The organism is Butyrivibrio sp. AE2032 (genome assembly GCF_000702965.1).
Window position 1 is genome coordinate 83,382 of record NZ_JNLF01000005.1, and the last position, 13,778, is coordinate 97,159.

Sequence of the window (13,778 nt, forward strand, 5' to 3'; positions counted from 1 at the left end):
TTCTTTTGCTCCGAACCATTTTGCAAGTTCGCGAAGCTAAAAATTCATTTTGTAGACTGAAAGCTTAGGTAAAACAACCTAGTTCAAACCAATCGTTATGTATAGTATTACAACAATTTCGCAATTTCAATAGGCAATTAAAAAATGAAAGTTCGCAGATGCAAACTTTCATTTTGTTAACGTTATAAATTGTCTGTCATATAACCTGGCAGTCTTTTAGCCGGGGTCGCTTACCTCTGTAACTATGAAGCTCGTGCTTTCGGTGGTCTTGTCGGCAAAAGGATCGTTCTCCATAACCTCCTCCCAGGACTCTATACCGAATATCTGAGACAGTTCGCCGTAGTTGATGAGACCGGTAAACCTGTCTACGGCAATGAACAGGATAAGAAGGAAGATCAGCACAAGGAGTCCTCTTCTGATGATCATCATACGTCTCTCCGCATTGAACTTTTCGTCAACACGTTTCTTTGTCGTATACCCTACTACGACATAGACACGGCTGATGTCCTTTCTCTTTGGTCTGTTGCGGTATTCCTTGATCTTACGCTTTACGAAATTAACAAAACGCGACGGAAGTCCCTTAATAAGCCTTACCGTTGCGCGGTAAGAACAGCCCAAAAAGTCGATCATGACACTTGATCTGCCATAATTTGACTGTGCGGACGATGTATTCCTGTCTTCCTGATTCATTCCCATAGATAATACCTACTGCGGCGATTATAGCATTGTTTCGGAAAAGTAAGAAGTCTTGTTCTTCCGTTCCCGCCATTCGTCCGGTTATACCTTCTTCAGTGAAGCTCACCTTGCTGCAGCCATAGCTGCCCCTTTCAGTTTGTGTCCTCTCTTCTTTTTGGGCTTTATAGGCTTGTCACCTTTCCCTGCTGCCTTTTTACAGGTTCCGTCATCGCCATCATCTCCGTTGCCCAAATGCGGGTAATAGATCTTCGTGAGCATGTTTATTCCCAATGATTTTGATCTGTAAAAAGTAGCTCTGCTGAAGTACAGCATATCGGCAACATCATCTGGATCCTTCAGCTGATAGTATGAAAGATAAAGAACCCTGGAGTACGGATACTTCAGAGAAAGGATATTCTTCACGAGCTGCGCAGCCTTTCTTTTTCTGTCAAGCTTCTCAGCATATGCCACCTGCATGTCACGGACAAAATCATCGTAACCTTCCGAAAAATCTATCATCATGTCATTCATGTCTCCGTCGCCTTTCGGAACAAATACCGTATCCGTAACCTTGCAGGGCGAATAATAACCGGCATACACATCCATCAATGCAGTCTTGATCTCATCTTCCGACTTAAGGATGTTGTTAAGAAGCGCCTCCTCGGCCTTTGTACGTATAAACAGATCCGAGTGGAGATGATTAAGTCTGGTCTCGATTATTGCCCTGGCCTCATCAAAAGAAGAAATATCCTTCATTTCGTCATCAATGTCATTTACTTCAATCTTCTTATGCTTGATTTTTATATTTTTTTTCATAATCAAAACTCCTTATCAATCAAAAATACAAGTATCCTTCTCCGTAATGAACAATTGTTTGACACGACGGAATTTAATGTTATCATTAAAAGAAAATATGTTTGGAGGCATAGTATGCAAACCGGAGACAATAAGACCATCGAACGTGTATACAAATACATCTGCGACTATATCAACCAGAAACAGATCTCACCTTCTGTCCGTGATATATGTGCAGGCGTAGGACTCAAATCCACATCTTCTGTTCATACTTATCTCAAGCAACTTGACAGTCAAGGGCGCATCGAGTACAGACCCGGTCTCAGGAGAGCGATCGTTATCCGTCAAAGTTCGGATGAAGCTGAACCGGAATCCGTCACTTCCAACGTAACCGGTCTGAGCAACTACACCAGGGTACCCGTGATCGGTAAGATCACAGCGGGTGTTCCGATCTTGGCGCATGAGGATTACAGTGACTCATTCCTGGTCAGCAAATCGATAATCGGCGATTCCGAAGCCTTTATGCTCAAGGTCCGCGGCAACAGTATGATCAACGCTCACATCCTGGACGGCGATCTCATCATCGTACGCAAACAGAATACATGCGATGAAGGCGATATTATCGCTGCCCTGATCGATGAAGAAGCCACGGTAAAGCGTTTTGGCAAGAAAAACGGCATTCCCTATCTGTTTCCTGAGAACGATGCCTACTCTCCCATTCCTTTCAATACTGAAGGCTGCAGGATCCTAGGCAAGGTTGTAGGACTGCATCGTTACACAATTGATTAAATACCTCCTACATACTTCTTAGAGGGCCCTATTAGGTGTGTATTCTAATTATTTATGCTCCGTGCGGATTTGCAAGCAAAAATGGGAAGCCTCCCATAATGTGAGACTAGTATTAAATTTTTATTGATAAAATCAAACCGACCAAGTTTTCCTGATAGCGTTGTGATAGCCGTCACAACGCTATTTTATTGCTTTTGCGGACTGTTTTATACCTCACTGGAAAAGTCTTTCCGAAGCGCAAAAACAAAGTCCAGTCTCAACTTTTTCGTATTTTTTGAGGATTATTGCTGCGGAAAATCCGTCTATCATACAATCAGGTTAAAAGTTGTAGAAAAACAAAGCGCCTTTTTCAGGGGTTTTTCCGGGATTTGACGCAAACCCGGGAAAAAAGGCCGGTCATTTACGCTTATCTGCAGAGCCCGAGCACCAGCTTTGAATTGATTTCGGGATCATCCGGAGCGATCTTCGTAACGTCTTCTCCCATACTCCTTAACCAGGTCAGCTGTCTCTTGGCATAATGCCTCGTGCCGATCCTGATCCTGTCGCAGGCCTGCTCTAAAGTCTCAACACCTTCAAGGTAATTAAGCATCTCCTTGTAACCTATCGCCTGCCAGCACGTGGATGACCTGTCAACATTCAAAGACATCAGCATCTTTGCTTCGTCAACAAGTCCGTTCTCGACCATTATGCCGACTCTCCTGTTGATCCTGTCATAGAGTTCTTCCCTGTCCCAGTCGATCATAAAGACCTTGAAAGGAAATACGGGACCGCCTGTTTTGGATCTTCTGTTCTTCTCGCTGAATGTAATGCCCAATGCCTTATGGACTGCCAAAGCCCTTATCACGCGCCTGGTGTTATTCGGATGAATGAGAGCTGCCGCTTCGGGATCTTCTTCCTTCAAACGCGCATACAAAGGCTCTATTCCCGTACGGCTGAACTCTTCTTCAAGTTCCTTTGTCGCTTCGAGTTCGGCCTGTTCATCACCCGTACCGTAATCAAGACCGTAAAGCAGCGAAGATATATACTGGCCGGTGCCGCCGCATACCACCGGAAGCTTTCCCCTTTCGAGGATATCCCTGATAACCGGGATCGCCGTGCTCACATAATCGTAGACGGAGAAATCAGTACCGGGATCAACGATATCGGTAAGATAATGCGGGATGTCTCCAATCTCTTCTTTACTGTCCTTGGCTGTCCCGATATCTAGACCTTTGTATATCTGCATGGAATCAGCGCATACCAGTTCGCCGTCCGCTTCCCTGCATATCGCTAACGCAAGCGCACTCTTTCCGCTCGCGGTCGGTCCCGCGATCACCGGTATATATGAATACTTCTCGAAAACGGGAAATGACTTTTCCATCATACTATTCTCTTAAAATTTTTCTCGTAATCCTTCTTTGATACGGTAAAGAATGTCGGTCTTCCGTGTGCGCAGTGATAAGGATCTTCAAGCTTTGAGAGCTTTTCGATAAGACTCATGGCTTCCTGTTCGGTAAGTCTGTCACCTGCTCTGACCGCTGCTTTGCATGCAGTCGTCTGTATAAGCTGATACCAGATATCAGACTTCGAAGGCACTTCACGTTTAAGATCGGTAAGGATCTCACCGAAAACCGCAGACTGCCTGCCGGCTTTTCCCAAAGGGACTGTCCTTACGGCGATCTGTCTGTCACCCAAAAGTTCCAGTTCAAAACCGTTTTCCTCAAAGCGGGAAAGATTGTCTTCCACGAAGCTGTAATCTTCCCAGGAAAGCGTCAGTATCTGAGGAGTCAGCACCTGTTCGACCGCGACCGGCGCACCGGGTTTCTTCTTCACCATGAACTCCTCGTAAAGCACTCTTTCGTGCGCGGCATGCTGGTCCACGATAAAGCAGATATCCTCATTCTGGAGGATGATGTAGGTCGAGAATATTATGCCGACAAAACTTGCGGCAGCGAGCCTGTCGATATCGGTAATAGTGCGGTTCTCCGTAACATCATCAATGATGGCGGGTGCCTTAGGCTGCGTATTTTCCGTTACAGGCGGAATAAACACATCAGGAACACCGGGAGCATCCGAATCCTGAAGTTGTGTCTGTGATTCAGGCTGCGTTTCTGTAAGCGTTCCGTTCCGGGGTCCTGCCGTATCCTCTTTGAGCGCTTCTATATCCGGCTTGAATTCAGACAATATCTTTAGGAGTCTGTTTGCCGCAGCGGGATCGCCGCCCTGCTGTCCGAGCTTATGAGAACTGACGGAAGGTGATGACGTCCGGGATGAGGTCTGGGATGACGGTCCCGAAGCAGACTGGGAAGCAGAGAAATCATATCTGAGCTGTGTTCCGGATTCAGCCTCTTCCTCCACCTTGGAAGCGATGCCTCCGAATGTCATTCCGGCTTCACCGCTCTTGTTAAGCGCATCTTTTATCCCGTGGTATACGAGTCTGAAGATATCATTGTCGCTGCTGAACTTTACTTCGCTCTTCTGCGGGTGAACATTGACATCAACGGTTCCGGGTTCGCAATATATCATGAGAAAGCATATTGGGAACTTATTCTTCATGACGGCGTTCTTATATGCCTCATCGATGGCCGCAGACACGGTCTTGCTGTGTATGAGCCTTCCGTTGACAAACACGACCTGAAGTCCCCTGTTGCCTCTGACAAAAGAGGTTAGGCCCGTAAAACCCTCTATCCTTCCGCCTTCCTGTTTATAGCTGACGGGAACGAGCGCTTTCGCCGTTTCTTTGCCGTAAACGGCATAAACCGCATCAGTAGCAGAACCGTTTCCGGGCGTGGTGAAAAGGACCGTACCGTCCTTTATAAGCTTGATCGATATCTCAGGAGCAATTATCGCGAGCTTTTCGATAAGGCCCGTGATATACATACCCTCGGTAGAGTCCTTTTTCAGGAACTTATATCTTGCCGGCAGATTCTTGAAAAGATTCCTGACCTCGACGGTCGTTCCGGAACACGAAGGACATTCGCTGATATCTTTGAGAGAACCGTCTTCATAGACGACTCTTGTACCTTTATCTTCACCCTTCAGGCTAGTTGTAAGCGTGACATCTGAACATGCCGCGATGGAAGCAAGAGCTTCGCCCCTGAATCCCATCGTGGAGAGCGTATATATGTCCTCTATCGACTGAAGTTTTGATGTCGCATGAATGAGAAACGCCTTTTCCGCGTCTTCTCTGTCCATTCCGCATCCGTCGTCTGTTACACGGATCAGAGAGATACCGCCGCCTGCAAATTCAACTGTGACTCTCGTGGCACCGCTGTCCAAGGCATTGTCAAAAAGCTCCTTAACAACGGAAACGGGGCGCTCAATGACCTCGCCGGCCTTGATGGCATTTGCGGTCTTCGTATCTAATACATTAATCCGTCCCAACGTCTTCCTCCGAGCACTTCTGCTTCAATTCATAAAGGATATTCATCGCCTCGATGGGAGTTAATCTCGTCGGATCAAGTTCCCTTAAGGTCTGGCGGATCTTGTCCTCTTTCCTGTAAACGACATTGTCAGGATTGAAGAAGGATTCCTGACCGGGCATGACTTCTGATGAAAGCTCCTCATCGTTGCCCATCGTCTCCCTGTTTCCCTTGACCTTGAACTTTCCTATCCTCTCGAGTTCCGAAAGGATCGAACCCGAACGCTTGAGAACGTCCGCGGGGAGCCCGGCAAGTCTTGCAACCTCAATACCGTAACTGTCGGATGTTCCGCCGGGAGCTATCTTATGCAGGAAAGCCACGCTGTCGCCTTCTTCCCTTACTTCAACGTGATTATTGTAAACGCCTCTGTTCAGCCTCTCGAGCTGGTTCAATTCGTGATAGTGTGTGGCGAAGATCGTCCTCGAGTAGAGGATGTTCGGATCCACGATATATTCAATGACGGCCCACGCGATCGAAAGTCCGTCGTATGTGCTCGTTCCTCTTCCGACCTCATCGAGGAGCAGAAGGCTCCTTCTGGTCGCATTCTTCAGGATGTATGAGACTTCCTTCATCTCGACCATGAATGTTGACTGACCTGTTGAGATGTCGTCAGAAGCGCCGATCCTCGTAAAGATGTGGTCCACAAGACCTATCCTCGCGCTGTCGGCAGGAACAAAAGAACCAATCTGGGCCATCAGGACGATAAGGGCCGTTTGTCTCATGAATGTCGATTTACCGGACATGTTGGGTCCTGTCAGGACCATGAGTCTCTTGTCTTCGTTCATCGAAATGTCGTTCGGTACGAAAACCTCATGCGACGATCTCATCATCTGCTCGACAACAGGGTGCCTGCCGTTCTTTATCTCTATGATCTCGGAATCGTCGATTACGGGCTTTACATAATTCTCGTTCTCGGCAAGTTCCGCGAGCGAAGTGATGACATCGGTCTGGGCTATCGCTCTCGCAGTGTCGAAAAGCTTCTGCGATACTGCCTGCACCGCATCACGGACCTGGGTGAACAGCTCATATTCCAGAGCGATTCGGCGTGATGATGCAGTTACTATCTTATCCTCAAGTTCCTTGATCTGCGGCGTTATGTAACGTTCGTTATTGACCAGGGTCTGCTTTCTGACATATTCCTCGGGAACCTTGTCCGACTGGCTTCTCGGGATATCGATAAAATATCCGAAGACCTTGTTGTAGCCGATCTTGAGTGTCTTGATGCCGGTCCTCTCGCGCTCGTTGTTTTCGAGCTGCATGATGTATTCTTTGGCATTCTTGGCAAGATCATAAAGCTCGTCACATTCCGCGGAATAACCTCTCTTAATGATGTCGCCGTCCTTGACCGTAACGGGCGCATCTTCACTGATAGCATTCTCGAGGAGCGTCAGGATATCCGGCAACGGATCCATTGCCGTCTTTATCTCTTTGAACATGCCCTTGGAAAACTCCTCAAGGCCTTCTCTTACGAACGGAATCTTGCGGAGAGAATTACGAAGCGACAAAAGATCTCTGGCATTGCAGGTCCCAAGCGAGACCTTTCCCGCAAGACGCTCTATGTCGTAAAGCCCGGTGAGTCCTTCAATTATCTGCTGACGGGCCATGTATCTTTCTTTCGCTTCACCGACAGCATCGAGCCTTCTGTTGATGGCTCTTACGGAGATAAGCGGTTCTTCCACCCATTTGCGCAGAAGTCTTGCGCCCATCGAAGTCTTTGTCCTGTCGAGCGCCCAGAGGAGCGAGCCTCTCTTCTGCTTTGTCCTTATAGTCGACGTGAGTTCGAGACCTGTTCTGGTCGCGATGTCGAGTTCCATCGTATCCGAGATCTTATAGCATCTGACCACGTCAAGGTGCTTTACCTGTTCTGTCTGCGTTTCTTCCGCATAGAGCAGGAGCGCGGCACACGCGCAGAACATCAGCTCGGGATTCGTAAACAGCTTCGCATCCTGTACGGCAGTTCCGCTGTTTTTGAAAAGGCTCTCTGAAAAGTCCCTGTCGTTCCTTCTCGTGAGCGCGATTCCGGTACCATTCCTGATAGCCGTGATCTCGGGTGTGTCTTCAAAATTCGAGTTATAGATAATCTCCGAAGGAGAATATTTGCCTATGAGGTTTATCAGATGCTCGCCGTTGTCTGTAAGAGTGAGCTGTGTCGCCTCAAAGTCTCCCGTCGAGATATCAGCGCATGCCACGCCGAACTGGGTGCCGACGCAGCAGATGCTCATGAGGAAGTTGTTCTTACGGTCTTCGAGGCCGCCCGATTCTGTAATGGTGCCGGGCGTAAGTATCTTAATGATGCCTCTCTTTACAAGCCCTGTGGCTACTGAAGGATCTTCGAGCTGCTCGCAGATCGCAACCTTGTATCCTGCCTGTACGAGCCTGTTGGCGTAAGTCGAATAAGCATGGAAAGGGATGCCGCACATGGGCGCCCTGTAGCCTGAACCGCAGTCTCTTCTGGTGAGCGCGAGTTCCAGGATCTTGGCTCCCCTGACAGCATCGTCGAAAAACATCTCATAGAAGTCGCCCAAACGGTAGAAAAGGAAAGAATCCTGACACTTGGCCTTCATCTCGGCATAGTGCTGCATCATGGGCGAGAGTTCACCGGGCTTCAGGTCCGAAAGGCTCATCGGGAACTGGCCTGCCGCCTTAACGTTATTCTCATCAAAACCGTTATCAGACAATGTTTATTCCCCCTTAATGCTGACGAGTACTCCGTCAACCGAATAAGGTCTCGCATGGTCGATCCTGACCTCGCAGAGCCTTCCTTCGAGCATGTCGGGGCCTATATCTATCCCGAGTTCTCCGGGAATGGTGAAGTTTACCAGATGATTGGTTATCGTCCTGCCGGAGAATGTCATGTCTCCTGCCTTGCTTATGCCTTCAATAAGGACTTCCATAGTCTTTCCGACAAGCCTCAAGTTGGATTCTTCGGCATATCTGTTCGTATATTCAGTCAGTCTCCCGAATCGTTCGGTGACAATATCTGCGGGTATCTGGTTCTCGAAAGAAGCAGCCTTCGTGCCCGGTCTTGCAGAATACTGGAAAGTAAATGCAGCATCAAACTTCGCGGTCTCAATAGCCTTCAGCGTCTCTTCAAAGTCCTCCTCGGTCTCACCCGGGAAGCCCACGATTATGTCAGTGGTAAGCGATCCGCCCTCCACTTTGGTACGGAACTGCTCCGCGATCTTCAGGAACTTTTCTATAGTGTAAGGGCGGTTCATTTCTCTGAGGACACGGTCTGATCCGGACTGCATAGCCAGATGCAGGTGCTTTTCGACATTGGGTCTTTCGGCCATTATGTCTATTACTTCATCGGACAGATCCTTGGGATGTGAAGACATGAACCTTACTCTTGAGAATTCCTTGAAGTCCGATGCGGCTCTCAATATGTCGGCAAAGGTCTTTCCGCCTTCACCCTTGTATGAATTGACATTCTGTCCGAGGAGCATTACTTCCTTGTAGCCTTTGGATGCAAGATCAGCGAGTTCCCTGACGATCTCTTCGAAATCCCTCGACCGCTCCCTGCCTCTCGCATACGGAACGATGCAGTAAGAACAGAAATTGTTGCACCCGTACATGATGGGAACGAGCGCTCTGAACTTTCTTTTTCTGTCGATCGGGAAAAAGCTGTCTTCGGCGATATAGTCATCGGCGGAGATATTGACCAGCTGCTTCCTGTCCCTGATGGAATCCCTTAAGAGAACAGGAAACCTGTGAAGCTGCTGCGGATCAAAGACCAGATCTACGTAGGGATAGGATTTCTTTATCCTTGCGACGTTCTCGGGCACCTTCATCATGCAGCCGCAGATTGCGATGATGACATCGCGGTCATTCTTCTTCAGCGTTTTGAACACGCCGAGATTTCCGAAAAGGTGCCTGTCGGCGTTTTCCCTGATGGAACACGTATTGAATACGATGACATCCGCATCATCAAGCTCGCCGCCCGAAGAAGCCTCGAGCCCCATTGCCGACAGCATTCCCGAGAGCTTCTCGGAATCTGATTCGTTGAGCTGACATCCGTATGTAAGGACATTGTATGTCAATGTCCTGCCTTTACGGGCTCCCAGCGACGAGAAATATTCTTTAAGTTCATTTACGGCAGAATCAAAGTCCTGCCTGTCTGTATCTGTAGTCCTGATAATCGCCATTTATGACCCCTTCCTACAACCTTGCTAATTATACAGTAAAACATTTCGCATTTTTATTAAATTTATTACAAGACCTTCAATTTTGTTTTTTCGGGGTTTTGCTTTAAAATATACAGACTAAACATAAGAACGGAGTCTCTATGACAGTATTCGGGAAGAAGATATCGGCAGCTTTGGCATCTCTTTTGCTTACCCTTACGGCCCTCTGGGGCTTTGCCGGGTTTGCTGTTTTCGCCGATCCTGAAGAGACTACAGAGTCCACAGAACCTGCTGTCACAACTGTCGAAGACGACGGCATCGTCACAGCGGCAGAGCGCAAGACCGATCTTTTAAACGAGGTCCACGAGGACGCTCCGCAGATCTCAGCCGCTTCCTATGTGCTCTACGATGCAAACAGTGGTTCCATCCTTTTGGGCAACGAGTACGACGTTCAAAAAGAACCGGCTTCGATGACCAAGGTCATGACAGTACTCCTCGCGCTGGAGCGTCTGGAACCCGATACTGTCGTCACTATCACTCCCGAGATGGCCGCCAAGATCAAAGAGATACCCGGGGATTACGTAAAGCTCTCACTCCAGGAAGGCGAAGAGATTACCGTAAAGGATCTCGTCTACTGTGCGGTTTTGAAGTCCGCCAATGACTGCAGCCTTGCCCTCGGCATGTACATGGGCGGCACAGAGGAGGCTTTCTGCGATATCATGAACGCGAAAGCATCTGAGATCGGTTGCCTCAACACACACTTCTCCTCCTCATTCGGCTTTTCCAAACCGGATAATGTAACGACGCCTTACGACATGGCGCTTATCCTCAACGAGGCAATAACGAACACAAACTATACAGAGATAGCCAAGACTCTGAATTACACGATCAACGCCACCAACAAATACAGCAGCGTCAGAGAGATCTCCAACGCCAACAAATTCGTCAACACGACACAATACGGCTACGAATACTACATCGGCGGCAAGACAGGCTTCACCAACACTGCCGGCTACACGCTCTGCGCCGCAGCAAAGAAGAATAACAGAACGCTCGTAGGCTGCGTTTTCAACGCTGCTGATGCAAACATCAGATATTCGGATCTTATCAAGCTCTTCGAATACGGTTTCTCCACATTTGCAACGGTCGAGATCACGGAGAGCGAGTTTGCTCCCCTCATCGAAGAAGCGCGCGTCCAGATGGACGACCTCCTCTCAGACACAAACCTCTATGTTTCAGAGCAAAGGATCGTGCTCGATCCCTATATCACCACCACGTCTTCAAGAGCACAGCTCGGAAGCACCAACAGGATCGACCTGTCCGAGGCTGTCATAGACACTTCCGCCGAGCAGCAGACGCTGGAGATACCGCTCTGCAAAGCCTATTCCGACAAGACTTATCTGATCGGAACGATGGTGGTCGTAATAGAGAAAAAGGCCGGAGTCGTTGAGATCAATCCCGAGAAAAAGACCAACCTTACAAATGTAAGGAGCGTTCTCATCACTTTTGCCGTTCTGTCGGGACTCATCCTGCTGCTCGTGATCGTACTCCTTATCTTCCGCGCACGCATTATCAAGCGCAGAAGAGACGAAGTAACCAAGCGCGCAAATATGCTCTGAGGCTTGATCAGACTAATCAATCGCAATCGTTTATTCAGGAGTTTTCCGCGACGCCGTGCTTCTCAGGCAACGCGTCAATTATCGTGTTTTTCGCCGTCGTGGCAACCGCAGCCTGAGTCATGACCGCCGCAGCTGCAAGCATCCTCACCGCAATGGTTTTCGCTGTCATTGCATTCGTTGCAGAGTCCGTAAAATACGGTCCGCTTGGGATCTAAAAGGAATCCGTGTTCTTTTGATACATGGTCGAAAAACTCGTTTATCTCATCACAGCTCAAATGGATGAGCTTTCCGCACTTCTCGCACTTCATGTGATAGCACGTGCCGCAGCTGCAATTATCCGTGCCTATGTATTCGTAACATGCGGGTGATTTTTCGTCGATAATATACTTGTTTACAAGACCTTCTGTGGTCAGACGGTCAAGTCTCCTGTAGATCGTCGCCTGGCCGATGTTTATCCCCAAAGCCCTGAAATGATCGGATATCTCCTGGCTCGTGAAATGAGAGCCCGCATGCTCTTTCAGGAAATTCAATATCTCACATGACTGCTTTGTATTGTAAGATCCGCTCTTGGTCCTGGCCATCTGTTATCTCCGATCAGTATTCTTTCTGTTCTCTGTAATACTTTATCCCGTCAGCAATGAAGACAACCGAGCCCACTGCCCAGAAAAGCATTCCATAGCCTAACTCCTTGAGACAGTATGTCATAACTTCAGGTTCGACAAGGAACTGATATGCCCCGGCAACTGCCTGAAAAAAACTCAATCGATGATCGACCTGACCGTTTTCAAACCAGGTCCTGTAAGCAAAGAAGACATCTATGGAAAGATTGGTATAACTCGCGATAAGCATCACGATTATTGCTGCCGCCATAGAGATGAGCACGCCCTTTAAACTTCTGGACTTAGTGAAGAGCCTATACCCTATTACGGCACCTGTCACGCATGCCACGGCACATATCTCGTGGAAAAGGTTCCAGCGAAAGAACAACACCCACAATCCGCCGCCTATCAGCGCGAACAACAGCGCACCGAGTATTCCTAATCCGATGTTTTCGCCTCTTTCGCGCTCTTCGATTGTCTCTGCGATCTCGCTCATAGCCTCTCCCCTTTTCAATGAACTAATCTTAAAAGGAGCGGTGTGAAATGTCAATTTGCAGTCATCATTTGCACGCCTGCAACAGAAATAGTAATATTTATATCTGGTTAAGGGAGATATTCGAATGGCAGTTCTTTGTTCAAATTGTTCAGGAAAGCTCATTTTTAATCCGGCGTCGCAAAAACTGGAATGCGCCGCATGCGGCAGCATGTTTTCTCCTGAGGATGTCAGCGATTTCAACGCAGATATCCATTCCAAGTACTATGACACCAGAGTCTATACATGTGCTCACTGCGGAGCGGAAGTTGTTACGAGTGATACTGAAGTCTCAACGTTCTGTATCTACTGCGGTAATCCGGCGATCAATTTCACAAGGATATCGAAGGAATACAGACCTGACGGACTTATCCCTTTCAAGATAACCAAAACAGAGGCACTGAAAAGAGTCAAAGAGAAATTCCTCAAGAATCCGATCATTCCAAAAGAGGTCAAGAACAAAGCCGTCCCCGAGAACATCCGCGGGATCTATGTTCCCTACTGGATCGTAAATGCCCGTTTTACTCAGGCTGAATACATAAGCGGCGATATCCACTTCGGCAAGTACACGGAAAGAAAGCATTTCCAGAGAGCAGGCAGCTGCAACTTCAAGAATATGCCGATCGACGGTTCAAACATCCTTAACGATAAAGTAAGTATGAAGCTCGAGCCGTTCTATTTCGAGGATGCCAAGGAATTTGACGAGGATTATCTTAACGGATTCTACTCCAACACATCGGACATGACATATGAGGATCTTCGCGGCTCTGCCGCTGAGAGATGTCATGAACTGTTCTCGAAAGAATCGTTCAACTCAGTCGCGGCAGACAACAAGATGCTTGAAGACTCTGTTTACTGGATCGATATTCAGGACAATCCGCTATATCTTATGCTCCCTGTATGGTTCTTTACTTTCAAATACAAAGGCGAGCCCCATACCATACTCATCAACGGTCAGACCGGCAAAGTAGTCGGCACGATGCCCTGGGAGCAAAAGAGGATATATTCCATATTCTGGAGCATATTCTTCCTGGTCCTGACTGTCATGACTCTGTGTTTTTTGGGCATAACATTCAATCTCGGAGGCCTGTCCAACCTATATAACATGCTGATAATCGCGATAATCTTGTTCTCGACGACAGTCTTTACCACCGGACTCGTCGGACTGAAAAAGATCATTAAGAATAACCGGATCACGAAATCTGAAGATATCTTCAAGTTTGTAAAGAAAAGGCAGGCATGAC

At 48.0% G+C, this 13,778-nt stretch carries 11 protein-coding genes; 3 read left to right on the top strand and 8 right to left on the bottom strand.

Going from position 1 to position 13,778, the window contains the following annotated elements; all coding sequences use genetic code 11:
* Window positions 1-216: 216 nt before the first annotated feature.
* Together BO18_RS18115 and BO18_RS18120 are read right to left on the bottom strand one after the other, a co-directional pair.
* The gene (locus BO18_RS18115) at window positions 217-696 is read right to left on the bottom strand and encodes a hypothetical protein (RefSeq protein ID WP_034448838.1); all 480 of its coding nucleotides are present in this window, start codon (window positions 694-696) and stop codon (window positions 217-219) included.
* Window positions 697-798: 102 nt separating this feature from the next.
* Window positions 799-1,491 carry a hypothetical protein gene (locus tag BO18_RS18120; protein ID WP_034448839.1) on the bottom strand — a complete coding sequence of 231 codons (693 nt, stop codon included), beginning with the start codon at window positions 1,489-1,491 and terminating at the stop codon, window positions 799-801.
* Window positions 1,492-1,605: 114 nt separating this feature from the next.
* On the opposite strand from BO18_RS18120, the gene lexA reads away from it, so the two are divergent.
* A complete protein-coding gene (gene lexA, locus BO18_RS18125; protein WP_034448840.1) occupies window positions 1,606-2,259 on the top strand; it encodes a transcriptional repressor LexA in 654 nt (217 codons plus the stop codon).
* A 406-nt stretch (window positions 2,260-2,665) separates the two neighbouring features.
* Here the strand turns inward: lexA and miaA are convergent, their stop codons facing one another.
* Genes miaA through miaB form a run of 4 tightly spaced genes read right to left on the bottom strand, consistent with a single transcriptional unit; the run spans window position 2,666 to window position 9,805 of the window.
* A complete protein-coding gene (gene miaA / locus BO18_RS18130) occupies window positions 2,666-3,622 on the bottom strand; it encodes a tRNA (adenosine(37)-N6)-dimethylallyltransferase MiaA (RefSeq protein ID WP_081861137.1) in 957 nt (318 codons plus the stop codon).
* Window positions 3,619-5,622 carry a DNA mismatch repair endonuclease MutL gene (gene mutL / locus BO18_RS18135; RefSeq protein ID WP_034448841.1) on the bottom strand — a complete coding sequence of 668 codons (2,004 nt, stop codon included), beginning with the start codon at window positions 5,620-5,622 and terminating at the stop codon, window positions 3,619-3,621. The genes miaA and mutL overlap by 4 nt, the downstream gene beginning before the upstream one ends.
* Complete coding sequence (gene mutS, locus BO18_RS18140) at window positions 5,609-8,338, bottom strand: DNA mismatch repair protein MutS (RefSeq protein ID WP_242856593.1); 2,730 nt, start codon at window positions 8,336-8,338, stop codon at window positions 5,609-5,611. Before mutS ends, mutL begins: the two co-directional genes overlap by 14 nt.
* Before the next feature lie 3 nt (window positions 8,339-8,341).
* Window positions 8,342-9,805 carry a tRNA (N6-isopentenyl adenosine(37)-C2)-methylthiotransferase MiaB gene (miaB, locus tag BO18_RS18145; protein ID WP_034448844.1) on the bottom strand — a complete coding sequence of 488 codons (1,464 nt, stop codon included), beginning with the start codon at window positions 9,803-9,805 and terminating at the stop codon, window positions 8,342-8,344.
* 140 nt (window positions 9,806-9,945) lie between these two features.
* Between miaB and BO18_RS33040 the strand changes: the two genes are divergently transcribed.
* Complete coding sequence (locus tag BO18_RS33040) at window positions 9,946-11,403, top strand: D-alanyl-D-alanine carboxypeptidase family protein (RefSeq protein ID WP_051688921.1); 1,458 nt, start codon at window positions 9,946-9,948, stop codon at window positions 11,401-11,403.
* A gap of 74 nt (window positions 11,404-11,477) precedes the next feature.
* Here BO18_RS33040 and BO18_RS18155 read toward each other — a convergent pair whose 3' ends face one another.
* Together BO18_RS18155 and BO18_RS18160 are read right to left on the bottom strand one after the other, a co-directional pair.
* Window positions 11,478-11,984 carry a Fur family transcriptional regulator gene (locus BO18_RS18155; protein WP_066738376.1) on the bottom strand — a complete coding sequence of 169 codons (507 nt, stop codon included), beginning with the start codon at window positions 11,982-11,984 and terminating at the stop codon, window positions 11,478-11,480.
* A 13-nt stretch (window positions 11,985-11,997) separates the two neighbouring features.
* Entirely contained in the window at window positions 11,998-12,498 is a 501-nt protein-coding gene (locus tag BO18_RS18160; protein ID WP_034448845.1) for a hypothetical protein, read from the bottom strand.
* Window positions 12,499-12,622: 124 nt separating this feature from the next.
* Here BO18_RS18160 and BO18_RS18165 point away from each other — a divergent pair, with 124 nt between their 5' ends.
* Window positions 12,623-13,777, top strand: a complete 1,155-nt coding sequence (locus tag BO18_RS18165) for a hypothetical protein (protein ID WP_034448846.1) — start codon at window positions 12,623-12,625, stop codon at window positions 13,775-13,777.
* Window position 13,778: the final 1 nt, after the last annotated feature.

What these genes read in the sequence shown, in the direction of transcription:
- BO18_RS18115 (WP_034448838.1), bottom strand. Translation starts at nt 696, where the DNA reads ATGGGAATGAATCAGGAAGACAGGAATACATCGTCCGCACAGTCAAAT.
- BO18_RS18120 (WP_034448839.1), bottom strand. Translation starts at nt 1,491, where the DNA reads ATGAAAAAAAATATAAAAATCAAGCATAAGAAGATTGAAGTAAATGAC.
- lexA (WP_034448840.1), top strand. Translation starts at nt 1,606, where the DNA reads ATGCAAACCGGAGACAATAAGACCATCGAACGTGTATACAAATACATC.
- miaA (WP_081861137.1), bottom strand. Translation starts at nt 3,622, where the DNA reads ATGATGGAAAAGTCATTTCCCGTTTTCGAGAAGTATTCATATATACCG.
- miaB (WP_034448844.1), bottom strand. Translation starts at nt 9,805, where the DNA reads ATGGCGATTATCAGGACTACAGATACAGACAGGCAGGACTTTGATTCT.
- BO18_RS33040 (WP_051688921.1), top strand. Translation starts at nt 9,946, where the DNA reads ATGACAGTATTCGGGAAGAAGATATCGGCAGCTTTGGCATCTCTTTTG.
- BO18_RS18155 (WP_066738376.1), bottom strand. Translation starts at nt 11,984, where the DNA reads ATGGCCAGGACCAAGAGCGGATCTTACAATACAAAGCAGTCATGTGAG.
- BO18_RS18160 (WP_034448845.1), bottom strand. Translation starts at nt 12,498, where the DNA reads ATGAGCGAGATCGCAGAGACAATCGAAGAGCGCGAAAGAGGCGAAAAC.
- BO18_RS18165 (WP_034448846.1), top strand. Translation starts at nt 12,623, where the DNA reads ATGGCAGTTCTTTGTTCAAATTGTTCAGGAAAGCTCATTTTTAATCCG.